General features: G+C 66.8%; 15 protein-coding genes and 1 pseudogene. 5 read left to right on the forward strand and 11 right to left on the reverse strand.

Features of this window, described 5'->3' with window-relative positions; all coding sequences use genetic code 11:
* The first annotated feature begins 117 nt into the window (after positions 1 to 117).
* The 3 genes from ppc (at position 118) to V5F68_RS20940 (ending at position 5,839) form a co-directional block, all read left to right on the forward strand.
* Entirely contained in the window at positions 118 to 2,910 is a 2,793-nt protein-coding gene (ppc, locus tag V5F68_RS20930; RefSeq protein WP_394015463.1) for a phosphoenolpyruvate carboxylase, read from the forward strand.
* A gap of 189 nt (positions 2,911 to 3,099) precedes the next feature.
* Entirely contained in the window at positions 3,100 to 4,392 is a 1,293-nt protein-coding gene (locus tag V5F68_RS20935; protein WP_394015462.1) for an adenylosuccinate synthase, read from the forward strand.
* Positions 4,393 to 4,429: 37 nt separating this feature from the next.
* Entirely contained in the window at positions 4,430 to 5,839 is a 1,410-nt protein-coding gene (locus tag V5F68_RS20940; RefSeq protein WP_394015461.1) for a hypothetical protein, read from the forward strand.
* 28 nt (positions 5,840 to 5,867) lie between these two features.
* Here V5F68_RS20940 and mutS read toward each other — a convergent pair whose 3' ends face one another.
* The 7 genes from mutS to mnmE all read right to left on the reverse strand — a co-directional run bounded on the left by mutS (position 5,868) and on the right by mnmE (position 17,626).
* On the reverse strand, positions 5,868 to 8,666 hold the full coding sequence (gene mutS, locus V5F68_RS20945) for a DNA mismatch repair protein MutS (RefSeq protein ID WP_394015460.1): 2,799 nt from the start codon (positions 8,664 to 8,666) through the stop codon (positions 5,868 to 5,870).
* Between the two features lie 167 nt (positions 8,667 to 8,833).
* Positions 8,834 to 10,474 carry an inorganic phosphate transporter gene (locus tag V5F68_RS20950; RefSeq protein WP_394015459.1) on the reverse strand — a complete coding sequence of 547 codons (1,641 nt, stop codon included), beginning with the start codon at positions 10,472 to 10,474 and terminating at the stop codon, positions 8,834 to 8,836.
* A gap of 150 nt (positions 10,475 to 10,624) precedes the next feature.
* Complete coding sequence (locus V5F68_RS20955) at positions 10,625 to 11,509, reverse strand: ParB/RepB/Spo0J family partition protein (protein ID WP_394015539.1); 885 nt, start codon at positions 11,507 to 11,509, stop codon at positions 10,625 to 10,627.
* 29 nt (positions 11,510 to 11,538) lie between these two features.
* Positions 11,539 to 12,381: a ParA family protein gene (locus V5F68_RS20960; RefSeq protein WP_394015458.1), complete on the reverse strand. Its 843-nt coding sequence runs from the start codon at positions 12,379 to 12,381 to the stop codon at positions 11,539 to 11,541.
* Positions 12,374 to 13,063, reverse strand: coding sequence for a 16S rRNA (guanine(527)-N(7))-methyltransferase RsmG (gene rsmG, locus V5F68_RS20965; RefSeq protein WP_394015457.1), 690 nt, complete (start codon positions 13,061 to 13,063; stop codon positions 12,374 to 12,376). The genes V5F68_RS20960 and rsmG overlap by 8 nt, the downstream gene beginning before the upstream one ends.
* A gap of 232 nt (positions 13,064 to 13,295) precedes the next feature.
* On the reverse strand, positions 13,296 to 15,233 hold the full coding sequence (gene mnmG, locus V5F68_RS20970; RefSeq protein ID WP_394015456.1) for a tRNA uridine-5-carboxymethylaminomethyl(34) synthesis enzyme MnmG: 1,938 nt from the start codon (positions 15,231 to 15,233) through the stop codon (positions 13,296 to 13,298).
* Between the two features lie 1,070 nt (positions 15,234 to 16,303).
* Positions 16,304 to 17,626 carry a tRNA uridine-5-carboxymethylaminomethyl(34) synthesis GTPase MnmE gene (gene mnmE, locus V5F68_RS20975; RefSeq protein ID WP_394015455.1) on the reverse strand — a complete coding sequence of 441 codons (1,323 nt, stop codon included), beginning with the start codon at positions 17,624 to 17,626 and terminating at the stop codon, positions 16,304 to 16,306.
* On the opposite strand from mnmE, the pseudogene V5F68_RS20980 reads away from it, so the two are divergent.
* Positions 17,626 to 19,674 (forward strand): annotated as a pseudogene (locus V5F68_RS20980) (thioredoxin domain-containing protein); the annotation flags it as partial. The gene mnmE and the pseudogene V5F68_RS20980 sit on opposite strands and share 1 nt — an antisense overlap.
* Before the next feature lie 183 nt (positions 19,675 to 19,857).
* On the opposite strand, the gene V5F68_RS20985 reads toward V5F68_RS20980, so the two are convergent.
* From V5F68_RS20985 to hemE, 4 genes are all read right to left on the reverse strand, one after another.
* The gene (locus tag V5F68_RS20985) at positions 19,858 to 21,345 is read right to left on the reverse strand and encodes a glycosyltransferase (protein ID WP_394015453.1); all 1,488 of its coding nucleotides are present in this window, start codon (positions 21,343 to 21,345) and stop codon (positions 19,858 to 19,860) included.
* 179 nt (positions 21,346 to 21,524) lie between these two features.
* Positions 21,525 to 22,790: a transcription termination factor Rho gene (gene rho / locus V5F68_RS20990; RefSeq protein WP_348845784.1), complete on the reverse strand. Its 1,266-nt coding sequence runs from the start codon at positions 22,788 to 22,790 to the stop codon at positions 21,525 to 21,527.
* Between the two features lie 246 nt (positions 22,791 to 23,036).
* On the reverse strand, positions 23,037 to 23,462 hold the full coding sequence (gene hemJ, locus V5F68_RS20995; RefSeq protein WP_394015452.1) for a protoporphyrinogen oxidase HemJ: 426 nt from the start codon (positions 23,460 to 23,462) through the stop codon (positions 23,037 to 23,039).
* Positions 23,463 to 23,507: 45 nt separating this feature from the next.
* A complete protein-coding gene (hemE, locus tag V5F68_RS21000; protein ID WP_394015451.1) occupies positions 23,508 to 24,554 on the reverse strand; it encodes a uroporphyrinogen decarboxylase in 1,047 nt (348 codons plus the stop codon).
* 340 nt (positions 24,555 to 24,894) lie between these two features.
* Here hemE and V5F68_RS21005 point away from each other — a divergent pair, with 340 nt between their 5' ends.
* Positions 24,895 to 25,749: a pyruvate, water dikinase regulatory protein gene (locus V5F68_RS21005; protein ID WP_394015450.1), complete on the forward strand. Its 855-nt coding sequence runs from the start codon at positions 24,895 to 24,897 to the stop codon at positions 25,747 to 25,749.
* Positions 25,750 to 25,759 lie beyond the last annotated feature (10 nt).

Here is a 25,759-nt window from a genome sequence, read left to right on the forward strand (position 1 = left end):
CGCACTGCGGTCTTTTGTGGGGCGTCGCATCGTCAGGATCGCAGCATTTGCTTCGCTCATGCAAAAAAGCTCGTTAGACTAAAGAGGAATAAGCGAAGCGGCGACGGGGGCGGGCACATGTCGAGTGCGGTCTGGGCGGGGTTGAACGAGCCGACGGATGAAACCAGCGATAAGGATCGCCCGCTGCGGGAGGACATCCGCCTGCTGGGCCGCATCCTCGGCGACACGGTGCGCGAGCAGGAGGGCGACGACATTTTCGCTTTGGTGGAGCGCATCCGCCAGACCTCCCTGCGCTTCCACCGCGATTCCGAAGAGGGCGCGCGCCAGGAGCTGGAAGGCCTGCTGGAGAGCCTGAAGTCCGACACCGCCGTGCGGATCATTCGCGCCTTCAGCTATTTCTCGCACCTCGCCAACATCGCCGAGGATGTGCACCACACCCGCCGCAACCGCGCCCACGCCATAGCCGGGTCCACGCCGCGTGTCGGCACGCTCGCCAACGCCTTCGCCCGCGCCGCCGCCGGGGGCAAGAGCCCGGACGCGCTGAAGGCGTTCTTCGACACCGCTTTGGTGAGCCCGGTGCTCACCGCCCATCCCACCGAGGTGCGCCGCAAGAGCACGCTTAATCGGGAGATGGAAATCGCCGCCCTGCTGGACCAGCGCCAGCGGGTGGAAGCGACGCCCGAGGAGGCGGCGCGCGACATCGAGACCCTGCGCCGCGCCGTGCTCACCTTGTGGCAGACCGCCATCCTGCGGCGCATCAAGCTGACCGTGCTCGACGAGGTGGTGAACGGCCTCTCCTATTACGACTACACCTTCCTGCACGAGGTGCCGCGCCTGTTCTGCGCCATCGAGGACCATCTCGAACAGCTCGACCCCGAGGCCGGTCCGGTGGATGTGCCCTCCTTCCTGCGGGTGGGCAGTTGGATCGGCGGCGATCGGGACGGTAACCCCTTCGTCACCGCTGACGTGCTGCGCACGACCGTGGAACTGCACCGCGACCGCGCCATGCAGTTTCACCGCGAGGAAGTGGAGGCGCTCGCGGCCGAACTCTCCCTGGCAAGCCGCCTGGTGCCGGTTTCCGCCGACCTGACCGAACTTGCCGGCCGCTCGCCGGACACCTCCGCCCGCCACCAGGACGAGCCCTATCGCCGGGCCCTCGCCACCGTCGCGGCGCGTCTCGCGGCGAGCGAGGCGGCGCTGAAGGGCGCGTCCGAGCCGGCCGATCCGGCTTATCCGCCCTATGAAAGCGCGGCCGCCTTCCGGGCCGATCTCGACATCATCCACCATTCGCTGTGCGAAAACGGGTCGCGCGTGCTGGCGCGGGGCCGCCTGCGCAACCTGCGCCGCGCGGCAGACTGCTTCGGCTTCCACCTCGCCAGCCTCGACCTGCGACAGAATTCCGACGTCCATGCGAGGACCGTCGGCGAATTGCTGGAGGCGGTCTCCCCGGGCACCAATTATGCCGGCCTCGACGAAGAGGCGCGCATCGCTCTGCTCACGGGCGAGCTCACCAATGCCCGCCCCCTCGCCTCGCCCTTCCTGACCTATTCGGAAGAGACCCAGTCGGAACTCGCGATCCTGCGGGAGGCCGCACACGCGCACCGCATGCTCGGCGGGGCGGTCATTCCTAATTGCATCATCTCCAAGGCGGAAGGCGTCTCGGACCTGCTGGAAGTGGCTCTGCTGCTGAAGGAAGTGGGGCTGGTGCAGGCGAGCGGCACGAGCGCGCTCAACATCATTCCGCTGTTCGAGACGATCGGCGATCTGCAGGCCTGCGCCAAGGTGATGGACCGCATGCTGGCGATCCCGCAATACCGCAGCCTGGTGGACAGCCGCGGCGGCGAGCAGGAAGTGATGCTCGGCTATTCCGACAGCAACAAGGATGGCGGCTTCGTCACCTCGGGCTGGGAATTGTACAAGGCCGAGACCTCGCTGATCGAAGTGTTCCAGCGCCACAATGTGCGGCTGCGCCTGTTCCACGGGCGCGGCGGTTCCGTGGGGCGCGGCGGCGGCCCGAGCTATGACGCCATCCTCGCCCAGCCCGCCGGCGCCGTGGACGGGCAGATCCGCGTGACCGAACAGGGCGAGATCATCGCCTCCAAATATTCCAATCCCGACGTCGGCCGGCGCAATCTGGAGATCCTGGTCTCCGCCACGCTCGACGCCACCCTGCTCCAGCCGGAACAGGCCGATCCGCGGCCGGAATTCTCCGCCTTCATGGAGGAATTGTCGGCCCGTGCCTTCACGGCCTATCGCGGCCTCGTCTATGAGACCCCCGGTTTCGAGGATTATTTCTGGTCCTCGACCGTCATCAGCGAGATCGCGACGCTGAACATCGGCTCACGCCCGGCCTCGCGGAACAAGACGCGCTCCATCGAGGCGCTGCGGGCCATTCCCTGGGTGTTCTCCTGGGCCCAGTGCCGCCTCATGCTGCCGGCCTGGTACGGCTTCGGCACGGCGGTGAAGGGCTTCCTTGCCGCCCACCCGCAGGACGGGCTCGCCCAATTGCGCGCCATGTACAAGGAATGGCCGTTTTTCCGCACGCTCCTGTCCAACATGGACATGGTGCTCTCGAAAAGCTCGCTGGCGGTGGCCTCGCGCTATGCGGAACTGGTGCCGGACGAACTGCTCCGCGCCCGCATCTTCGAGCGCATCCGGGCCGAATACGAGACCTCCATCGAGCTGCTGCTCGCCATCATGGGCCAGAAGCGCCTGCTGGAGGGCAACCCCCTGCTCGACCGCTCGATCCGCAACCGCTTCCCCTATCTCGACCCGCTCAATCACGTTCAGGTGCACATGCTGAAGCTGCATCGCCGTGCGCTGGCGGGCGAAGATGTGGGGGACAAGGTGCTGCACGGCATCCAACTCACCATCAACGGCATCTCGGCGGGATTGCGCAATTCGGGGTGAAAACGCCGCTCCTCCCGGCGCCTTCCCTTGCGCCAGCCGCATGGCGCTAGGGAAGGCCGTGGGTGGGTAACGCCTTGCCTCGCAAGCCTCGATCCCGTAAGACGCACCCATCAGGCCCCGGACAAACCGGGGCTTTGCTTTGTTCGCGCGCGCCGCATTCGGCCGCGCCCCGGCGGAGGACCGCTCACCTTGGCCAACGTGGTCGTTGTCGGCTCGCAATGGGGCGACGAAGGAAAAGGCAAGATCGTCGACTGGCTCTCCGAGCAGGCCGACGTGGTGGTTCGCTTCCAGGGAGGCCACAATGCCGGCCATACCCTGGTGGTGAACGGCGTCACCTATAAGCTCTCGCTGCTGCCCTCGGGCGTCGTGCGGCCGGGCAAGCTCTCGGTCATCGGCAACGGCGTGGTGCTCGATCCCCAGGCGCTGGTGGACGAACTCGCGCGCCTCGCGGCCCAGGGCGTCGTCGTCGGCCCCGACCGGCTGCGCATCGCCGAGACCACCCCGCTGATCCTGCCGCTGCACCGCGAGCTGGACGCCCTGCGCGAAGGCGCCAATCCCGGCACCCGCATCGGCACCACCAAGCGCGGCATCGGCCCGGCTTATGAGGACAAGGTCGGCCGTCGCGCGATCCGCCTCGTGGACCTGTCCGACCTCTCGAGCCTGCCGGCCAAGGTCGAGCGCCTGCTCAGCCATCACAATCCGCTGCGGCGCGGCCTCGGCCTGGACGAGGTGGATGCGGCGGCGCTGATCGCCGAGCTGGAAGCCATCGCCCCCAAGGTCCTGCCGTTCATGGACCGGGTGTGGGAGCTGCTCGACAAGGCCCGCCGTGACGGCAAGAAGATCCTGTTCGAAGGCGCCCAGGGCGCTTTGCTGGATATCGACCACGGCACCTATCCTTATGTCACCTCGTCCAACACCGTCGCCTCCGGCGCGGCGAGCGGATCGGGGGTTGGGCCGGGCGCGCTGGACTATGTGCTCGGCATCACCAAGGCCTACACCACGCGCGTCGGCGAAGGCCCTTTCCCGTCCGAGCTGACCGATGAAGTGGGCAAAGCGCTGGGAACGAAGGGCCGCGAGTTCGGCGTCGTCACCGGCCGCCCGCGCCGCTGCGGCTGGTTCGATGCGGTGCTGGTCCGCCAGACCGTGAAGACCTGCGGCATCCACGGCATCGCGCTGACCAAGCTCGACGTGCTGGACGGATTCGAGGAGCTGAAGGTCTGCGTCGGCTACATGCTCGACGGCAAGGAGATCGATTATCTCCCGGCCGAAAGCGGCCAGCAGGCCCGGGCTGTGCCGATTTATGAGACCATTCCCGGATGGAAGGAATCCACCGCCGGTGCGCGCTCCTGGGCCGATCTTCCGGCCGAGGCGGTGAAATATGTGCGCTGGGTCGAGGAACTGATCGGCTGCCCGGTGGCTGTGCTTTCGACAAGCCCGGAACGGGATGACACAATTTTGGTGCAAAATCCGTTTCAAGCTTAACCAAAGCTTTGCTGCTTTCCTCCAGATTTAAGCGCTGATGGCTGATTATTACCCGCTCCTGGTTCGCGCGATCGCCGGTCTCCCGTCCAACACGGCCGAGACGCGGAAGATGATGTTCGACCGCGCGCGGAACACCCTCCTGAAGCAATTGCGCGGCGTCGAGCCGCCCTTGCCGGAAGGGGAGATCACTCGCGAGCGCCAGTCGCTGGAAGAAGCCATCCGCCGGATCGAGGCGGAGCAGAAGGCCCTCGCCCCGGTCGCGGAGCCGCCGCCTGCGCCGGAGCCGCCCCCACCACCCGAAAAACCCGCCGCGCCCACGCCGGAACCGGCTGCAGCGCCCGGCGACGCAGCGCCGCCGCCTTCCCCCAGCGCGAATGAACCGCCCCGCCGCCGTCTCGGCGAAGCTGCGGCGCGCCCCACCTTTCCGCCGCCGCCGGAAAGCGCGGCCCCGGACGCGGGCAGCGATGAGTCCGCCACCGACCAGCGCCCCACCCTCGGCAAGCCGAAGGTCGCCAGCCGCACGCCGCGCCCGCGCATGCCGGCCTCGGACGACACCAAGGCCACCGGCCGCGGACGGCGCACCATCATCTATTTCGCCCTCGCCATATTGGCGGTCGGCGGCATCGCGCTCGCGGTGGTCAATCATGAAGCGCTGGAGCAGATCGTCTTCTCGCGCTCGGCCACGCCTGCGTCTGCTCCTGCCACCCAGGCCGCCGATGCCGCGAAGGGCACGAGCGAGCCGGCCAAGAGCGCCGATCGCGTGGCCCAGGCCACGGGAGACGCCGCCCGCCGCCCGCCGCCCATGCCGCAGCGCCCGACCAGCGGCACGCAGCGCGCCGTTCTGTTCGAGGAAAGCGCCTCCGGCCCGCAGGGTCTGCAAAGCTATGAAGGCACGGTGACCTGGAAGACCGAGACCTTCAATGCCGGTCCCGGCCTGCCGCCCGACACCGGCATCCGCGCCGAGTTGCAGATTCCCGAACGGCGTATGGCGCTTTCGTTCGTGCTTCGGCGCAACACCGACCAGACCTTGCCCGCCTCGCACACCATCGAGATCGGCTTTACGCTGCCGGCGGACTTCCCCTATGGCGGCATCACCAACGTGCCCGGCATCCGCATGAAGCAGGCCGAGGGCGCACAGGGCGCGCCTTTGGTCGGGCTCTCGGTGCGGGTCAACCCGACCTATTTCCTGGTGGGCCTCTCGGCGGTGCCGGCGGATCGCCAGCGCAATATCCAGCTGCTCCAGACCCGCCCGTGGATCGACATCCCGGTGGTCTACACCAACAACAAGCGGGCGATCATCGCGTTTGAAAAGGGCGCGCCGGGGGAACAGGCGTTCCAGGATGCCTTCACCGCCTGGGGAGAATGGCAGCCGCAGGCCGCCCCGCCGCCGCCGCCGCTTGATGCCGGCACCGCGCCCATGACCGCGCCCGCGCCGGGCGGGGGCTGATCGGCAATTCGACAGCCGGCATGGTCCTTCAGCCGGCCTTCTGCGCCCGCAGCGCCTTGAGCTTATAAAGCGCCTCCAGCGCCTCGCGCGGCGTGAGGCTGTCGGGGTCGAGCGCGTCCAGCGCCGTCAAGGCGGGGGCAGGCTCGCGCGCGGGGCTTTGCTGCTCCGGGCGGCGGGCGGCCGCGAACAAAGGCAGCTCATCCAGCAGCTTCTGCGCAGGGGCGGCCCGTTCCGCCGCCTCCAGTTCCGCCAGCACGGATTTGGCGCGGGCGATCACGGCGGGCGGCAGGCCCGCGAGCTTCGCCACCTGAATGCCGTAGGAACGATCCGCCGCCCCCGCGATCACCTCGTGCAGGAACACCACGTCGCCCTGCCATTCCGCCACTTTCACGGTCGCGTTCATCAGCCGGTCGCAGCGCTGGGTGAGCGCGGTGAGCTCGTGGAAATGGGTGGCGAACAGCGCCCGGCTGCGATTGATCTCGTGCAGATGCTCCAGGCTGGCCCAGGCGATCGACATGCCGTCGAAGGTGGAGGTGCCCCGTCCGATCTCGTCCAGGATCACCAGCGAGCGCGGCGTCGCCTGGTTCAGGATCGCCGCGGTTTCCACCATCTCCACCATGAAGGTGGAGCGGCCGCGCGCGAGATCGTCCGCCGCGCCGACGCGCGAGAACAGGCGATCCACCACGCCGAGCCGCGCCGCGCGCGCCGGCACGAAGGAGCCTGCCTGCGCCAGCACGGAAATCAGCGCATTCTGCCGCAGGAACGTGGATTTGCCGGCCATGTTCGGGCCCGTGACCAGCCAGATCCGGCCGGCCTCCTTGCCAGGCGGGGCGGACAGATCGCAATCATTGGCAACGAACGGCCCCCCGCCCTTCGCCAGGGCCTGCTCCACCACCGGATGGCGCCCGCCCTGGACCTCGAAATCCACGCCGGCGGTCATCTCGGGACGCACATAGCGCTCGTCCACGGCGAGGCGCGCGAGGCCGGCGAACACGTCGAGCTCCGCAAGAGCCTCGGCGGCGGCGCGGATCTCGCCCGCTTGCGCCACCACGGCGGCGGCGAGGCGATCGAAGATATGCTGCTCCAGCGCCAGCGACCGCTCGCCGGCGCTGGCAATGCGGCTTTCCAGATCGCCCAGCTCCATACTGGTGAAGCGCACCGCCCCGGCCAAGGTCTGGCGATGCACGAACGTGGCGGAGAACGGCGCCTCGCGTAGCCGGTCGCCGTGCTGGGCGGTGACCTCGACGAAATACCCCAGCACCGCATTGTGCCGGATCTTCAGGGAGCGGATGCCGGTCTCGTCCACATAGCGGCGCTCCAGCGCAGCCACCACGCGCCGGCTCTCGTCGCGCAGGGCGCGGGTGGCGTCGAGATCGGCATCGTAGCCGGCGCGGATGAAGCCGCCGTCGCGGCGGGTGAGCGGCGGCTCGTCCTCCAGCGCGGCGGCAAGGTCACGCGCCAATTCCCGGTCCATGCCGGCAAGAGCCAAGATGGCACGGGCAAGGTCGCGCGGCGGCTCGTCGACAAAGGCGGCCGCGAGCGCGAACCCTTCCTCCAGGCCCCGGCCCACGGCGGCGAGGTCGCGCGGGCTCGCGCGGCCGAGGGAGAGCCGGGAGAGCGCACGCGCCAGATCCGGCGCCCCGGCAAGGCCACGCCGCAGAATTGCGAGGATCTCGGCATTGTCCGCCAGAAACGCCACCGCATCGTGCCGGTCGCGGATGGCGGGAAGGCTCGTGAGCGGCTCTGAGACGCGCCGCGCCAGCAGGCGCGCGCCGGCGGCTGTCACGGTGCGGTCCACCGCCGCCAGCAGGGAACCGCGCCGCTCGCCGGACAGCGTGCGCACCAGCTCCAGATTGGCGCGCGTGCCGGCATCGATGAGCATCAAGGCGCCATCGGCCTCGCGCACTGGCGGCGCCAGCGCGGGCCGCGCGCCGAGCTGCGTGCGCTCCACATAGGCGACGATGGCAGCGGCGGCGATCAGCTCGGCACGGGAGAAGGCGCCGAACGCCTCCAGCGTCGCGACGCCGAAAAAGCCCGCCAGCCGGCCTTCCGCGCCCGCCCCCTCAAAACCCTGGCGCGGCAAAGGCGTGACGGCGGGAAGGTGATCCCAGATCTCGCGCAGGTCGCCGTCCTCGTAGAGCGCGTCCGAGATCAGCACTTCGGCCGGCTCGATACGCGCAAGGTCGGCGGCAAGGTCGGCCCGGCTGGTGGAGGCGACGCGGAAGCCGCCAGTGGAGACGTCCGCATAGGCCAGCGCATAGGCATAGGCGTCGCCCTCTCCGCCGGCGCGGGTGCGCGCCACCGCGAGTAGCACATTGTCGCGCCGCGCATCCAGCAACGCATCCTCGGTGAGGGTGCCGGGGGTTACGAGGCGGGTCACGTCCCGCCGCACCACGCTCTTGCCGCCGCGTTTGCGCGCCTCGGCAGGGTCTTCCAGCTGCTCGCACACGGCGACGCGGAAACCGAGCGCGATCAGCTTGTGGAGATATTCCTCGGCGCGCGACACCGGCACGCCGCACATGGGGATGTCCTCACCCAGATGCTTGCCGCGCTTGGTCAGCACGATGCCCAGCGCCTGGGAGGCCTGCTCGGCATCCTCAAAGAACAATTCGTAGAAATCGCCCATCCGGTAGAACAGGAGGCAGTCCGGATTGGCCGCCTTGATCTCCACAAACTGGGCCATGACCGGAGTCACGTGCCCCTCGCCCGCACGTGGTGCATCCTCGCGCGCAGCCGCGCGTGTACCGGCGCGCCCGGCTTCCGGATCGGCCTGCGCGGGCACCATATCCGAGGGGTCGGCGTGGGGGTTGAGGCCTTCGCTGGTCATGGCCGCAGGCTAGAGCACGCGGGCGGGCAAGGGAATCACGCCGGCCGCCCTTTCCCCTGTCATCGGCGTCGCCGCCGGCCGCTTCCCCGCGCGAGGCAGTCGGCATCGGGCAAAGAAAAGGGCGCGGCACCTTTCGATGCCGCGCCCCTTCATCGGAACAGAAGGGATCACATCAGCTGGCGCAGGAGGATGTAGAGCCCGCCGGAGAGAATGATCGCCACCGGCAGCGTCAGCACCCAGGCCATGGCGAGGTTGCGCACGGTGGAGAGCTGGAGGCCGGACTTGTTGGCCGCCATGGTGCCCGCCACGCCCGAAGACAGAACGTGGGTGGTGGAAACCGGCAGGCCGTACATGTCGGCAGCGAAGATGGTGCCCATGGCGACCAGTTCCGCCGAACCGCCCTGGGCGTAGGTAAGATGGGTCTTGCCGATCTTCTCACCCACGGTCACGACGATGCGCTTCCAGCCCACCATGGTGCCGAGGCCCAGCGCGATCGCCACCGCCACCTTCACCCACAGCGGAATGAATTTGGTGGCATTGTCCAGGGCGCGCTTGAACGCGCTCAGATTGTCGCTCGTCTCGGTGTTGAAGACCGGCTCCTTCTGGCGACCCATCAGGCGGATCGTCTCGGAGGCCAGATACATGTCGTTGCGCATGTTGGGCACGGCGGCGGCGGGCACCTGGGCCAGCGTCTCGTGATTGCCCACGAGGGTGGAGATCTCGCCGGCGACGGCGGCGAGAGCGGGCAGCGTTTCGGGGGTCAGTTTGCGGTCCCGCACATAGTCGGTCAGGGCCTGGCGCGAATCCGCGGGCGCGGCGGCACCGTTCGAGGCCTTCACCAGCGAGGCCTGGGTCACCGAGGCGAGCGCGCGGAACTGCGCCACGTCGGTGGAATCGATGGCGCGGTTCAGCGCATAGGCGGTGGGCACGATGCCGATCAGGATCAGCATGATGAGGCCCATGCCCTTCTGACCGTCGTTCGAGCCGTGGGCGAAGGAGACGCCCGTGCAGGTGAGCACCAGCAGGCCACGGATCCACCACGGCGGCGGGTGGTGGGGCTTGGGCTCGGCATAGAGCGCCGGGTTCTTGACCAGCACCTTCATGGTTAGCAGCAACAGGCCGGCGGCAAAGAAGCCGACCACCGGGGAGAGCAGCAGCGCATAGCCCACATTGGCGGCCTGGCTCCAGTCCACGCCGGCGATGCCGCTCTTGCCCTGGATGAGCTGGTTGGCGATGCCGACGCCGATGATCGAGCCGATCAGCGTGTGGGATGAAGAGGCCGGGAGGCCGAGATACCAGGTGCCGAGGTTCCAGATGATGGCGGCGATCAGCAAAGCGAACACCATGGCCATGCCGGCCCCGGTGCCCACATGCAGGATCAGCTCCACCGGCAGGAGCGAGATGATGCCGAACGCCACGGCGCCGCTGGAGAGCAGCACGCCGAGGAAGTTCCAGCCCCCGGACCACACCACGGCGAAATGGGCGGGCAGCGAATTGGTGTAGATCACCGTCGCCACCGCATTTGCCGTGTCATGGAAGCCGTTCACGAACTCGAAGCCGAGCGCGATCAGCAGCGCCAGCACCAGGAGCATGAAGGGTGCGAAGGTGAGCACGCCCGGAGACGCCGCCTGCACGTCAGTCCAGATGGACCAGATCGTGTAGCCGAGCCCGCCGACGAGCAATGCGAAGAAGATGAAAACTTCCGGTGCGCCGTTCTTGCGATCGAGCCTCACCGGCTTTTCGCTGTGCCCGTGCCCGTGCGCCACCCCATGGGCGTGCGCCGGTTTGGCCGCAGTGTGCGCCGTCATCGAACCCCCCTCAATCGAGCCGGAAACCTCCCGTTACCTCGCATCAGGCCGTGACACGCACATGACGCGTTGCAACATAAAGGTTTGCGCATCCAGGCCCGCGAGAAGGGGAACCGCGGGAAAGCCCTTTGCCGGATCAGCGGAGCCGCGTCACGCGACGCCGAGGCGACGGCAGATGAGGTCCAATTGATCGAGGTCGCCATAGCGGATGCGCAGCTCGCCCGCCTCGCCCTTCGCCTGGAGGCTAACGGCGAGCCCGAGGGCGTCGGTGAGGCGCTTTTCCAACGCGCGGGTGTCCGCATCCTTGGGGGAAGGTGCGGGCTTGGCGGCCGGCGCCGCCGACAGCGCCTCCCTCACCTTGCCCATGGCCTCCACGTCCCGCACGCTCAGGCCCTTCTCCACCACATCGCGGGCGATGGACGCCGGATCCTCATGGGCGAGCAGGGCCCGCGCATGGCCTGCGGAAAGGCGGCCGTCGGCGAGATAGGCCTTCACGCTTTCCGGCAGCTTCAGCAGCCGCAAGGTGTTGGTGATGTGCGAGCGGCTCTTGCCAATGACCTTGGAGAGGTCGAGCTGGGTATAGTCGAACTGCGCCATCAGGGCCTCGTAGCCGAGGCCTTCCTCGACCGGGTTCAAATCGGCGCGCTGCACATTCTCGATGATGGCGATCTCCAGCGCCTCGCGGTCGGTCAGCTCCAGCACCACCACGGGCACCTCGTGCAGGCCGGCCCGCTGCGCTGCGCGCCAGCGACGCTCGCCGGCGACGATCTCGAAGCTGCCGGGATGGTCCGACACCGGACGCACCACGATGGGCTGGATGATGCCCTTCTCGCGGATCGAGCTGGCGAGATCGTCCAGCCCCTCCTCCAGGAAGGTGCGGCGCGGATTGCGCGGATTGGCGCGCACGAATTCGATCGGCACCTTGCGGGTGCCGGCGCTCTTCTGGCTGGGCGCGGGACGGGTATCGTCCTGCCCCATGTCGCCGATCAACGCCGCGAGCCCCCGGCCGAGCCGCGAACGGCCTTCTTCCGCCATGTCCTTCTTCCCCATTGGAACGTGCCGCCTCAGGCCGCGACCGCGCGGGCCGCCCGCTCGCGCTGGATGACTTCGGAGGCCAGCCGCAGATAGGCCTGGGAGCCTGCGCATTTCAGATCGTAGAGCAGCACAGGCTTGCCATAGGACGGCGCTTCCGACACCCGCACATTGCGCGGGATCACGGTCTCGTAGACCTTGTCGCCCATGAACTGGCGCACGTCCGCCACCACCTGGTCGGAGAGATTGTTGCGCGCATCGTACATGGTCAGCACGATGCCGTGGATGGTGAGATCGGGATTGAGGGCGGTGCGCGCCTGCTCCACGGTCTTCAGCAATTGCGAGAGCCCCTCCAGCGCGAAGAATTCGCATTGCAGCGGCACCAATATGGCATGCGCCGCCGCCATCGCATTCACCGTGATGAGCGAGAGCGAGGGCGGGCAATCGATCAGCACATAGGTGAATTTCGGCGCCTCCGGGTCGTTCGCCATGTCGCGCAGAGCGTTGCGCAGGCGGAAAGCGCGGTCGCGCTCGCTGGCGATCTCCAGCTCCAGGCCCGAGAGATCCAGCGTGGAGGGGGCCACATAAAGCGAGGGCACGCCGGTATCGACGATCGCCTGCGCCATGCTGGCTTCCCCGCTCAGCACATCATAGGTGGACAGCTTGCGCCGGCCGCGATCGATGCCGAGGCCGGTGGAGGCATTGCCCTGGGGGTCGAGGTCCACCACCAGGACGTTTTCGCCGATGGCGGCGAGCGCAGTGCCGAGATTGATGGCCGTGGTGGTCTTGCCCACCCCGCCCTTCTGGTTCGCCAGCGCCAGAATGCGCGGCGTGACGCCGCCGACGATGGGGGCGGTGACGGAATGATCAGTCATGTGCGCTTCCGCGTATGTGTCCGCCGGGGACGGCCGGGGACGGGACCGCTTTGAGGGCGCGCGTCACAACCAGGATCTTCCCGTGGGGATCGCTGAGGCTGTCGCGCAGTTCGAGGTCGAGTGTCCAGTCTTTGCGGGCTTCGGTCAATTCGCGCTGCCAATCCTTGCCCTTGGGAAATATCCCGATGGCGCCGGCGTCAAAAAACGGCGCGGCGAGCCCCAGCAATTTGGGAAGCGGCGCCAGCGCGCGGGCGGAAACCACCTGTTTTCCAGGCGCCAGAGCGCCCGCCACCTGCTCGATGCGCTGGGGATGCACGCTCACCGGCAGATCGGCGAGCCGCGCCGCTTCCCGCAGGAAGGCCGACTTGCGGCTGTCGCTCTCCACCAAGTCCACATGGCCCCCCTCCCGCTCCGCCAGCACTGCCGCCACCACCAGACCCGGAAATCCGCCGCCGGACCCAAGGTCTACCCAAGCGCGAACATCCTTGCTCACATGGGTGATAAGTTGCAGCGAATCGGCGATATGGCGCGTCCACAGCTCTGGGATGGTTCCGGGCGAAACGAGATTTATCGTTTTCTGCCATTTGGTTAGCAGGGCGGCGATGGTTTCCAGCCGCGAAAATGTTTCACGTGAAACATTTTGCGCGATCGCCGCCTTGGCCGAATCCGAAGAGGTTCTCATGCGCTTTTCGTGCCCATTTCCGCGGCTTTATCGCACGTGAAACCGCAGATTCGGCAGAACGTTTTTTGCCGAAATGTGCGCGCTCCGGTTTTCGGCCAGGTTACGGGTTACGTTCCCCAGGATTCACACCGGCGATTTCCGATCGGGTGGCGAGCCGACCTCGTTTCCCGGCCAGAACCCTCCCGCACGGGGCAAGGGACGACTCGCCTGCGCCTTCGCGCGCTAGCAAGCTTCAGCTCGCCGCCTGCTCCGCGAGCACGGCGCGCGCCGCGCCGGTGCCCTGCCCCACGCTCTGCCGCCGCGCATAGGTCACCAGCAGCGCGAGCGCGGCCGGCGTCATGCCTTCCATGCGCCCGGCCTGGCCGATGGTGCGCGGGCGCACGCGCGCGAGCTTCTGCTTCAGCTCGTTGGAAAGCCCGGGCAGCGGGGCATAGTCCATGGCTTCCGGCAAAAGCAGATCCTCATCGCGCCGCAAGGTGGCGATATCCGCCGCCTGGCGGTCGAGATAGACCGCATATTTCGCGTCGATCTCCAATTGCTCGGCGATGGCCGGGGTCAGCGCGGCAAATTCTGGCCAGATGCGCGCCACCTGCTCCAGCCCGACGTCCGGATAGGCCAAAAGATCGAAGGCACTGCGGCGCTGACCGTCCTTGTTCACGTTCAGCCCGAACGCCGCGGCCTCGTTGGGCGTCACGTTCAGCGCGCGGGCGCGATCGCGCGCGCCGCCGAGCGCCGCCATCTTGGCGGAGAAATGCGCCGCCCGCTCCGCCCCCACGAGGCCGAGCGCCATGCCGCGCGCGGTGAGGCGTTGGTCGGCATTGTCGGCGCGCAGGGTGAGGCGATATTCGGCGCGCGAGGTGAACATGCGATAAGGCTCGGTGACGCCGCGTGTCACCAGATCGTCCACCATCACGCCAAGATAGCCTTCCGCCCGGTCGATGACGATGCCATCGCCCGCCTCCCCTGCCCCGCTGCCCGCCCGCCCGGCGCGGCGCGCGGCATTCAGCCCGGCGAGCAGGCCCTGGGCGGCCGCCTCCTCATAGCCCGTGGTGCCGTTGATCTGGCCGGCGAGGAACAGACCGGGCGCGCGTTTCGCCTCCAGGGTCGGGGCAAGCTCGCGCGGGTCCACATGGTCATATTCAATGGCATAGCCGGGCCGCAGCACCTCGACCCGCTCCAGGCCCGGAATGGTGCGCAGGAAGAGGTGCTGCACCTCCTCGGGAAGCGAGGTGGACATGCCATTGGGATAGATGGTCGGGTCGTCCAACCCCTCGGGCTCGAGAAAGATCTGGTGGCCGTCACGATCGCCGAAACGCACCACCTTGTCCTCGATGGAGGGGCAATAGCGCGGGCCGGTGCTTTCGATGCGGCCGGAATACATGGCGGAGCGCGAGAGGTTCGCGCGGATCACATCGTGCGTCTCTTGCGTGGTGCGGGTGATGCCGCACTGAACCTGCGGATTGGGCAAACGCGTGGTGAGGCTGGAGAAAGCCTCCGGCGGCGTGTCGCCGTCCTGCATCTCAAGCCCGGCCCAATCGATGGTACGGCCATCCAGGCGCGGCGGCGTGCCGGTCTTCAGCCGGCCGAGGGCGAGGCCGAGGCGCTTCAGCGTGCCGGAAAGCCCGAGCGCCGGCTTCTCGCCCATGCGGCCGGCGGGGATCTGCACCTCGCCCATATGGATCAGGCCGTTGAGAAACGTGCCGGTGGTGAGCACCACGGCGCCACAGGAGAAGGCGCAGCCATCGCTCAGCAGCAGGCCGGCGACGCGCCCGTTCTCAAGGATCAGATCGTCCGCCTCTCCTTCAAGAATGGTGAGGTTTTCCTGGGCGGCGAGCGCCTGTTGCATGGCGCGGGCGTAGAGCTTGCGGTCCGCCTGGGCGCGCGGGCCGCGCACCGCCGGGCCCTTGCGCCGATTGAGCACGCGGAACTGGATGCCGCCCTGGTCCGCCACCCGGCCCATGAGCCCGTCCAGCGCATCGATCTCGCGCACCAGATGGCCCTTGCCGAGCCCGCCGATGGCGGGATTGCACGACATGGCGCCGATGGTGCCGGCGCTGTGGGTGACGAGCGCCGTGCGCGCGCCAAGGCGCGCCGCGGCCGCGGCCGCCTCGCAGCCGGCATGGCCCCCGCCCACCACCATCACATCGAACACGGTTTCCAGCTGGGTCATTCGGCTCTCGCGGCGCACGGCCATCGGCGGAGAACCGCCGGATTTTCAGGATTGGACCGACAGGAACGGCACTTTCACGGCGGGGTCAAGGCGGGCGGCATCAAGGAGAGAGGCCTGAGGCGCAGCCAGGGCGAAAATGTTTCACGTGAAACATTTTGGGGGTCCGCTTTTGGGGGCAGCGGAATGGGATGGGGAGGTCGCGGAGCCCGGATCGGAATGTTTCACGTGAAACATTTTTATGCGCGGCATGGTCCGTGGGCGGCGGACCGCCCGGAGCGAAGATCCGCGCTGATGAAGGTCTGCTCCCGGTAAGGCGGCGGATGATCCAACACCCCGCAGCCGATATTGGCCGCGTCTTGACGCTGCTCCGGGCCGCGGCGCGTAGAGCTTCTCCGAAATGTTTCACGTGAAACATTCGCGCGGCCGGGCGGGCACGGAGCACGCGCCGCTTTAATGCCCGGGTGAGGAAGTGACGCGGTCTATAATGGCACCGAACCTCACCCGCAGTTGATCGCAGTGCACGCCTTCAGCGGCCTCAGCATAGCCAGGACGGCGCTCCGGAGACGCGATGCGCCGCCTTGGCCAGGACGGCACGCAAAGCCTCCCGAAAATGTTTCACGTGAAACATTCGGGCGGTTGCACAGACTGCCTGGGGGGCCGTCACTCGTGACCATGATGACCGTGGCTCCCCCAGAATGTTTCACGTGAAACATTCTGGGGCCCAAGGCGCGAGCGGAGTTGCGCCCTGCCCACTGGCGTGGGCGAAACGCCCGCGAGCGGACGGAACCGCCTTAGTAACGTCACGTTGGATCGGGCACGGCTGCGACATGCCGGGGCTTGCTCGCAAAATCCAACTTGCCCCGCGCCCGCGCGTTGTTCGCGCCGGCCCCACGTATCCAGACTCAGAATGTTTCACGTGAAACATTTGGGAGGCCGCGTGGCATCAAAATGCCAAGCCGTTCGTCGCCCACCATCGCGCTCGCTCGGCCAATGGAGATCACCCGGCAGCCGGGCTACCTCCGCCCACCACACCGCAAAAATGTTTCACGTGAAACATTCCGTCCGGCACGTCATTTGCCGATGCAGAAGGTGCGGAACAGGGCGTCCAGAACATCCTCGATATCCACGCGTCCCACCAGAGCGTCGAGGCCGCGAGCCGCAAGCCGCAGGTCTTCCGCCAGCAGATCCTCGCCCCCGCCTCCGGTTCGCGTCAGCGCGCGATCGAGATGGGCCAGCGCGTCCTGAAGCGCGAGCCTCTGTCGCTCGCGGGTGATCAGCGCCGGCTCCCCGCCCCCCAGCTCCGCCGCGCGCGCCTCGATGCGGGCGAGGAGCGCTTCCATCCCCTGCCCCGTCGCGGCCGAGATGGCGAGCACTGAACCCGTGTTTTCCCGCGCGGCATCGCCGGTTTCGGCCTTGTCCGCCTTGGTGCGCACCGCGAGGGCGTGCGCCAGCTCCGGCGGCGGCGCATCCCCCTCTTCGCTCAACCACAGCACCAGATCGGCTGCCCCGGCCCGAGCGCGGGCGCGGCGGATGCCCTCGGCTTCCACCTCATCGTCGGTCTCCCGCAGGCCGGCGGTGTCGATCAGCGTCACGGCCTGCCCGGCGAGTTCGAGATGCACCTCCAGCACGTCCCGCGTGGTGCCGGGACGGTGCGAGACGATGGCGGCCTCGCGGCCCGCCAAGCGGTTCAGCAAGGTGGATTTGCCCGCGTTCGGCGGGCCGGCGATGGCGATGGAGATGCCCTCGCGCACCCGTTCGCCGCGCGCGCCGTCGGCCACTGCCGCCGCCAGCTCCTCCCGCAGGAGGCCGGTTTCCAGCAGCGCGGGGCCGGTGAGATCCTCCGGAACGTCGTCCTCATCCACGAAATCGATGGTCGCTTCCACCAGCGCCAAAGCGCGGATCAGCCGCTCGCGCCAGCCGGCGACGCGCCGCGAGAGCGCGCCGGATGCCTGGGCGAGGGCCTGCCGGCGCTGCGCTTCGCTCTCTGCCGCGATGAGATCGCCGAGGCCCTCCACCTCGGCGAGATCCATCTTGCCGTTGGCATGGGCGCGGCGGGTGAATTCGCCGGGCAGCGCGGGCCGGAACCCATCGAACGCCGAGAGGGTTGAGAGGATGGCGGCCACCACCGCCCTCCCCCCATGGAGATGAAGCTCCACGAGATCTTCCCCGGTGACGCTGCGCGGCCCCTCGAAAAACAGCAGCAGGCCGCGGTCCAGGGCTTCCCCCGAGCCGGGGGCGCGGAAAACGGCATAGCGCGCGAGACGCGGCTCCGGCACCGCGCCGGCGAGAATGAGAGCGGCGCGCCGGGCATGGGGTCCCGAGATGCGCACCACCGCGACCCCCGAGGGCAAGCGCCCGCTGGACAAAGCAAAGATGGTGTCCGATGACCGCATCACGCACCGGCCTTGAAACTGGAGTTGGGACGATGACCGAAAACCGCCTCGGGTCCGAGACCAGTCCCTATCTGCTTCAGCATCAGGACAATCCCGTCCATTGGTGGCCGTGGGGCACCGAAGCCTTCGCGGAAGCCCGGCGCACGGGAAAGCCGGTTCTGCTCTCCGTGGGCTATGCGGCCTGCCATTGGTGCCATGTCATGGCCCATGAAAGCTTCGAAAATCCCCTGGTGGCTGGGGTCATGAACGACCTGTTCGTGAACATCAAGGTGGATCGCGAGGAACGGCCCGACGTGGACCAGATCTACATGGCCGCGCTCCACCAATTGGGCGAACAGGGCGGCTGGCCGCTGACCATGTTCCTCGACGGGGACGGAAAGCCCTTCTGGGGCGGCACCTATTTTCCCCGCACCGCGAGCTATGGCCGCCCCGGCTTCACGGACGTGCTGCAGCAGGTCTCCCAGGTCTATCGCGATGCGCCGGAGAAGATCGCCCAGAACCGGGACGCCATCCTGGAACGGCTGGAGAAGGCGGCGCGGCCGCAGGGCGAGGTGGTCATCGGCCTTGCCGAGCTGGACCGGGCGGCCCAGCAGATCGCGGGCCTGTTCGACAAGGCCAATGGCGGCCTGCGCGGCGCGCCGAAATTTCCCCAGACCGGGCTGATGGAGATGATCTGGCGCGCGGGGGAACGCACGGGCGATGAGAAACTGAAAGCCATTTGCGCTTTCACCCTCAACCGCATGTGCGAGGGCGGCATCTACGATCATCTCGGCGGCGGCTTTTCCCGCTACAGCGTGGATGAGCATTGGCTGGTCCCGCATTTCGAGAAGATGCTCTACGACAATGCCCTGCTGCTGGAGCTGCTCGCCCTCGCCTATCAGGAGACCGGCGACCCGCTGTTTCTGGCCCGCGCGCGCGAAACCGTCGGCTGGCTGGAGCGGGAAATGCTGACCGAAGGCGGCGCCTTCTGCGCCAGCCTCGATGCCGACAGCGAGGGCCACGAAGGCAAGTTCTATGTGTGGACCGCCTCCCAGATCGAGGAGGTTCTGGGCGCGGAAGACGCGGCCACTTTCGCCCGATTCTACGATGTGACGCCCGGTGGAAACTGGGAAGGGGCCGTCATTCTCAACCGCACCAAGGCGGGCGACGTGGCGCTCGAAGACGAGGCGCGCCTTACGCCCTTGCGCGAAAAGCTTCTTGCCGCACGGGCGAAATGCGTGCGGCCGGGGCTCGACGACAAGGTTCTGGCGGATTGGAACGGCCTGATGATCGCCGCCCTCGCCCGCGCCGGTGGGCTGCTGAAAGAACCTGCCTGGATCGCGCTGGCCGAACGGGCCTTCGCCGCCGTGGTCGACCTGATGAGTGAGGGCGACCGGCTCGGCCATTCCTATCGCGCGGGCCGCACCCTTTATCCCGGCCTTGCCAGCGATCTCGCGGCCATGGCGCGCGCCGGCATCGCCCTGCATGAGGCGACCGGCGCCGGGGAGCCGCTGAACCGGGCGATCGCCTTCCTGACCGTGCTGGAACGCCACCATCTGGACAGCGCGAGCGGCGCCTATTTCCTCACCGCCGACGATGCGGACGCGCTCGTGATGCGGCCGCTCACCACCATGGATGAGGCCCAGCCCAATTATAATGCGGTGGCGGCCGATGCCCTGGTGCGGCTCTCCGCTTTGGTGGGCGACGATGACCTGCGCACCCGGGCTGACCGGATCCTGCGGGGTCTCTCAGCCGCGGCCGCCGCAAATGCGCTCGCCCACGGCGCGCTGCTCAATGCCATCGACACCCGCCTGCGGCTGGCGGAAATCGTCACCACCGGCGCGGCGGGCGAGGCCCTGGCGCAGGCCGGTTTGCGGCTATCCTTCCTGGCGCGGGTGGTGATCCGCGCCGCGCAGGCCTCCGACTTGCCCGCCGGCAGCCTCGCTCGCGCCCGGATGGAGAGCGCGCCGGCCTCTGGCGCGGCGTTCATCTGCGTCGAGGGACGCTGCACCCTACCGATCACCGAGCCGGAGGCGATCGCCCCCGCTTTGCAGGCGGCGCGCGCCTGAAACCGGAATTTTCGGCCGTGTAAAAAAGACGATGCCTCTAGAATCGATTCCTGAGGCGCTGGGCGCCACTTTTTGTTCGGATGAGGAAAGGTTCGTCCGAACCCCGATTTTGCCGCCAGAAAGGCTCTGAATCGATCAACCTTAAGGCGAGTTCTGGTTGTAAATGCAGCTGATACGGGTATCTCAGCCGGCGTCGGCGAACCGCACGTCCGGCTGGTTCGCCACCCGGAGATCGTCCTGCCCGCCCATCACGGGAACGCGCGGCAACCCCGCCAGCAGGTCGAGCCCCTGTTGCCGCGCCGATGCGGACAGCAGCAGATCTTCCATCACCCGTTCGACCATCGTCCGCCAGGAATACCAGGTGAGGCGCGAGAGGCGATACCGCGCTGCAGCATGGGCGGCCGGGTCTTCGAGCGAGAGGATCGCATCCAGCATCTCTGGCATGCCGGAGAAATAGCAGCCCGCACTCCCCAGCACTTCGCGGACAACGGGTATGTCGCGCGAGAGCACCGGCAGCCCGCGCGTGGCAGCTTCCAGGGGCGGCAGCCCGAAGCCCTCCGCGAGCGAGGGAAACAGCAGCGCATGCGCGCCGGCATAATGCGCGGCGACGGCGGCGTCTCCGAGGTCCCGGTACCAGAACAGCTTCTGGCCGTACCAGGGTGAACCGCAGATGATCTCGAGCATGTCCTCGCTCATCCAGCCACGGCGGCCGATGATGACCAGGGGCCGGTCGTAGCCGTCCCGCCACAGCCGCTCGAATGCCGCCACCGCATCGCGATGGCCCTTCTTCGGCTCCACTGTGCCGACCATGAGCCAGGGCTGCTGCTCCAGGAGGGCGCGTTGCGCTTCGCTCATGACATCGGCGGCGGCCGCCACGCGCTCGTCCCGCGGATCAAAGCCGTTATAGGCCACGGAACCGCTGATGGGCATGTCGCGCCAGAGGGCGAAATCGCGCAGGTCGTTCAGGCTCTGGGCGGAAACCGCATAAAAGTGCCCGCCAAGTTCGAGCGCCTGGACGAGGGCGTTCTGAAACTTCTGCCGCCAAGGATATTGATAATAGGTCGGCATGAGCGCCGGCAGAATGTCGTGGACCAGAAACACGATTTCCGCGCCGGCGGCAGCGGCTCGCCGATAGAGGCTGAAATCCATTTCGTGCCAGAAGCCCGCGCAGAACAGCACATCCCCCGGCGCAAAGGCGATCGCCTCGCCGCGCGCCGGAGCCGGCACGAGCGACGCGCGCACCGCAGGCACAAGCCCGTCCATGATCCGCGCCAGCCATGCGCTGCCCCGCTTCAGCGGCGCCGCCGGCACCAAGCTGGCAAGGAACCGGCTTCCGGTCGACAGCACATGGCTGACGTAGCGCAGAACTTCCAGGCTGACGCGGGTGGCGACGCGCGCCGCAAGCGAAGACGATGGCGCTGTCGGTTGTTCCGGGACACCGACGAGCGGCGTGATCCGCCGGGCGAAACCGCCCTCCTGCGTGCACTCCACCAATTGGAAGTCGACCCCCGCTGCGGCGGCGATGCATTCGCCATGGACGGCGTATTGCGCCATCACGCGGTGAATTCCGAGCGGTGCCGGATCCGCCACCACGAACGAGGAATCCAGCAACACGCGCCGTACCCGGGCACGGCGGCGCACCTCTTCCCGCTGGATCACCGGATCAAGCATCGAACCGCCACTTCCCAAAACCCACGGGCCATTTGGATCGCCAAGTTATAGCGATATCATCGGCAGAGATCAGGGTAAATCAATGGTCAAGCTTGAGCGGCCGAACTCAAAAAAAATCAGCCGCAGGCTGTGCGGCTGATTCTTGGCCTATCGGATTTCCAACGTCCTGAACGTTCCGATCAGGTGTTCATCGAATCGAAGAAATCCTGATTGGTCTTGGTCTGGCGCAGCTTATCCATAAGGAATTCGATAGCATCCACCGTACCCATGGGATTGAGGATACGCCGCAGCACATACATCTTCTTGAGAACATCGGCCGGAACCAGAAGTTCTTCCTTGCGGGTGCCGGAACGCGTGATGTCGATGGCGGGGAAGACCCGCTTGTCGGACACCTTGCGGTCCAGGATGACTTCCGAATTGCCGGTGCCCTTGAACTCTTCGAAGATCACTTCGTCCATGCGCGATCCGGTGTCGATGAGCGCCGTCGCGATGATGGTGAGCGATCCGCCTTCCTCGATATTGCGGGCCGCGCCGAAGAAGCGCTTGGGCCGCTGGAGGGCGTTGGCGTCCACGCCGCCGGTCAGAACCTTGCCGGAGGAGGGGACCACCGTGTTGTAGGCGCGGCCGAGGCGGGTGATGGAATCCAGCAGGATCACCACGTCGCGGCCATGTTCCACGAGGCGCTTGGCCTTCTCGATCACCATTTCGGCGACCTGGACGTGGCGCGAAGCCGGTTCGTCGAAGGTGGAGGAGATCACCTCGCCCTTCACCGAGCGCTGCATGTCGGTGACTTCCTCGGGACGCTCGTCGATGAGCAGCACGATGAGAAAGCATTCCGGATGGTTGGCGGTGATCGACTTGGCGATGTTCTGCAACAGCACCGTCTTGCCGGTGCGCGGCGGGGCGACGATCAGCCCGCGCTGGCCTTTGCCGATGGGCGAGACGATGTCGATGATGCGCGCCGAATAGTCCTTCTTGGAGGAATCCTCGAATTCCAGCTTCAGGCGCTCATCGGGATACAGCGGCGTGAGATTGTCGAAATTGATCTTGTGCCTGGTCTTCTCGGGGTCTTCGAAATTAATCGTGTTGACCTTGAGAAGCGCGAAATACCGCTCGCCCTCTTTGGGGCTGCGGATCTGGCCGTTGACCGTGTCGCCGGTCCGCAGGCCGAAGCGGCGGATCTGGGAGGGCGAGACATAGATGTCGTCAGGGCCAGGGAGATAATTGGCATCGGGCGAACGCAGAAAGCCGAAGCCATCCTGCAGCACTTCGACGACGCCTTCGCCGATAATCTCAGTTTCGCTGGCGGCGAGTTGCTTCAAAATCGCGAACATCAATTCCTGCTTGCGCAGGGTGCTCGCGTTTTCGACCTCGTTTTCTTCAGCGAAGGCGAGAAGTTCGACGGGCGTTTTGGACTTGAGATCCTGGAGTTTCACTTCCCGCATATGGGAAAGCCTCGAAATCTTGAATTGGGCCGGCGGCTTCGTGAACCAAAGCCGGGCAGATGGAAGGGGCGGGGAATCGCAGATCTTCAGGAAACACCGGGATACCGGGATCTCACCTGACGTTCCGTATCGGCCCCATGACGTGGCCGTAAAAACGAAACGCGCGTTGCCTGCGTTTAGGAAAGCAAAAGAACAATACCGGAATCGCCGCCCTTTATGCAAGCCCCGTTGACGCCCGCCGGCTCATCAAAAAGGCTTAACGATCACAAGGATCACGATGCCGATCATCAGAACCGTCGGCACCTCGTTGGCGATACGGTAAAATCTGGCGCTCCGCGTGTTGCGGTCCTCAGCGAACGCCCTCGTCCATTTCGCGCATTCCCCGTGGAAAGCGGACAGGGCAAGCACCAGAACCAACTTGGCATGCAGCCAGGGCGAGGAAATCCAGCCGCCTTCATAGATCAGGAATCCGCCCGCCAGCCAGGTCACGATCATGGCCGGATTGGAGATCGCCTTCAGCAGGCGGCGCTCCATCACCTTGAACGTCTCGGATTGGGCCGAGCCCTTCGGCGCGTCGCAATGATAGACGAACAGGCGCGGCAGATAGAACAGCGAGGCCATCCAGGAGATGACCGCCATCACGTGCAGCGCCTTGATCCAGAGATAGAGCATGTCAGCTTCCGCCCTCGGCCGCCCGTCCGCTTGCGCACCGGATGATCACAGGCTTATCCGCACCTTTTCCACAAGGTTTTCCACATGCGCGATCGGGGTCTCCGGCTTGATTCCGTGTCCCAGGTTGAAGATGTGCCGTGCGCCTGCAAAATCCCTGCGAATATTGAAGATTTCCTCATCGAGCTGAGGTCCGCCGGCAATCAGGCGCAAGGGGTCAAGATTGCCTTGGAGGGCAACTTTATCCCCAAGCCGTTGCCGTGCAACGTGCCGATCCGCGCTCCAGTCGAGGCCGATGCCGTTGAGGCCCAGGGCAGCGAGCTTTTCCAGCGCCTCCATGGTCGCCCCCTTGGGGAAGGAGATGATCCGCGCTTCGGGATGCACCGCCCGCACCCCCGCGACGATGCGCGCCAGGGGCTTGGCGCACCAGCGCTCGAACGAGGCCGGATCGAGCACGCCGGACCAGGTGTCGAAAATCTGCACCGCGTCCGCGCCGGCGGAAATCTGCCCGTTGAGATGGGCGATGGACATCTCCACCAGCACGTCGATCAGCGACTGGAACAGCTCGGGGTCGCGCAGGGCGAGCAAACGCGCCGGCCCCTGGTCGTCGGTGCCTTGCCCGGCCACCATATAGGTCGCAACCGTCCAGGGCGCCCCGCAGAAGCCGATCAGCGCGGTTTCACGGGGCAGGGCCGCTTTCACCAGCGAAAGCGCCTCATAGACCGGCTGGACGCGATCAGGGTCGAGCGCGCCGCGCAGCCCCGCGATCGCCGCGCCGCTCGTCACCGGCTCCAGCCGCGGACCCTCGCCGGCCTCGAAGCGCACATCCACCCCAAGTGCGTGGGGAATGACCAGAATGTCGGAAAAAATGATCGCCGCGTCGAAGGCGAAGCGCCGGATCGGCTGAAGCGTCACCTCGGCGGCGAGCTTGGGCGTGTAGCACAGGGTGAGGAAATCGCCGGCTGTCGCACGAACGGCACGGTACTCGGGCAGATAGCGCCCGGCTTGCCGCATCATCCAGAGCGGAGGAATGGCCTGGGGCACGCCATCGAGCACGGCGAGAAAGGGGGAAGGCTGCGCCGCGCTGTTCGTCATCCCGCTCCAACTATCTAAAAAGGAATCTTATTTAAGAGAGAGTCTTTTATGTCTTAACGGTTGATTAACTATTCGCAGCGCCGTCGACAACCGGTCCACAGGCTGACACGTCGGCGCACCCATCGCGCTGAGCCGGCCAACAATCGTTAACAAAAGGTAAATCGCCCCGCGCCGGGAGATTTCCCCACAAGCCCACAGAGGGTGCCTTTGAATGCGTCCCCACGGGTTCAATTGTGGACGATGATGCCCATGACTCTTTCGCCGGCCTTGCATGACCCGTTCGGGCGTGCGTTTCTGCACCGACCGTCCACAGGCCGGTGGATAAGTGGCAGGATATGACGTGACGGCACCGCGCGTTCCCAATGAAAGCTATTTCCATCTGCACCTCGTGTCGGATGCCACCGGCGAGACGCTGATCAACGTGGGCCGCGCCGCTTGCGCCCAATATGCCAACGTGCTGCCGATCGAGCATGTGTACCCGCTCGTGCGCTCCATGAAGCAGCTGGAGCGGGTATTGATCGACATCGAGAACAATCCCGGCATCGTGCTCTACACGCTGGTGGACAAGGAAGTCCGCGAGCGGCTGAAGGAGCGCTGCCGCGAACTCGGCGTGCCGTTCCTCTCGGTGCTGGCGCCAGTGGTGCAGATGTTCCAATCCTATCTCGGCGGCGAGCCCCAGCCCCGCGTCGGCGGCCAGCACGCGTTGGATGCCACCTATTTCAAGCGCATCGACGCGCTCAATTTTACCGTCATGCATGACGACGGTCACATGACCGACGATCTGGAGCAGGCGGACGTGGTGCTGCTCGGCGTATCGCGCACCTCGAAGACCCCCACCTCCATCTATCTCGCCAATCGCGGCATCAAGACCGCCAATATCCCGCTGGTGCCCAATGTTCCGCTGCCGCCGGGCCTGGAACGGCTGAAGAAGCCGCTCATCGTCGGCCTTGTCGCGAGCGCGGAGCGAATCGTCGAGATCCGCCAGAACCGTCTCCTGGGGCTGAATGCCGCGAGCCCCAACACGGCTTATGTGGACCGCGAGGCGGTCTCCGAGGAGCTCGCGCTGTCGCGGCGCCTGTGCGCGCGGCATGGCTGGCCGCTGATCGACGTATCCCGCCGCTCCATCGAGGAGACGGCGGCGGCGATTATCGGCCATCTCTCCGAACGGCGCCGCCGCGCCATCGTCGAAACCTGAGCGGACGATC

Source organism: Roseixanthobacter pseudopolyaromaticivorans (assembly GCF_043195145.2).
Lineage (GTDB): Bacteria > Pseudomonadota > Alphaproteobacteria > Rhizobiales > Xanthobacteraceae > NCEH01.

Coding starts and splice junctions, on each gene's coding strand:
- V5F68_RS20960 (WP_394015458.1), bottom strand. CDS start 12,381: ATGACTGATCATTCCGTCACCGCCCCCATCGTCGGCGGCGTCACGCCG.
- V5F68_RS20955 (WP_394015539.1), bottom strand. CDS start 11,509: ATGGCGGAAGAAGGCCGTTCGCGGCTCGGCCGGGGGCTCGCGGCGTTG.
- mutS (WP_394015460.1), bottom strand. CDS start 8,666: ATGACCAGCGAAGGCCTCAACCCCCACGCCGACCCCTCGGATATGGTG.
- rsmG (WP_394015457.1), bottom strand. CDS start 13,063: ATGAGAACCTCTTCGGATTCGGCCAAGGCGGCGATCGCGCAAAATGTT.
- rho (WP_348845784.1), bottom strand. CDS start 22,790: ATGCGGGAAGTGAAACTCCAGGATCTCAAGTCCAAAACGCCCGTCGAA.
- ppc (WP_394015463.1), top strand. CDS start 118: ATGTCGAGTGCGGTCTGGGCGGGGTTGAACGAGCCGACGGATGAAACC.
- mnmE (WP_394015455.1), bottom strand. CDS start 17,626: ATGCGGTCATCGGACACCATCTTTGCTTTGTCCAGCGGGCGCTTGCCC.
- hemE (WP_394015451.1), bottom strand. CDS start 24,554: ATGACGAACAGCGCGGCGCAGCCTTCCCCCTTTCTCGCCGTGCTCGAT.
- hemJ (WP_394015452.1), bottom strand. CDS start 23,462: ATGCTCTATCTCTGGATCAAGGCGCTGCACGTGATGGCGGTCATCTCC.
- V5F68_RS20940 (WP_394015461.1), top strand. CDS start 4,430: ATGGCTGATTATTACCCGCTCCTGGTTCGCGCGATCGCCGGTCTCCCG.
- V5F68_RS20950 (WP_394015459.1), bottom strand. CDS start 10,474: ATGACGGCGCACACTGCGGCCAAACCGGCGCACGCCCATGGGGTGGCG.
- V5F68_RS20985 (WP_394015453.1), bottom strand. CDS start 21,345: ATGCTTGATCCGGTGATCCAGCGGGAAGAGGTGCGCCGCCGTGCCCGG.
- mnmG (WP_394015456.1), bottom strand. CDS start 15,233: ATGACCCAGCTGGAAACCGTGTTCGATGTGATGGTGGTGGGCGGGGGC.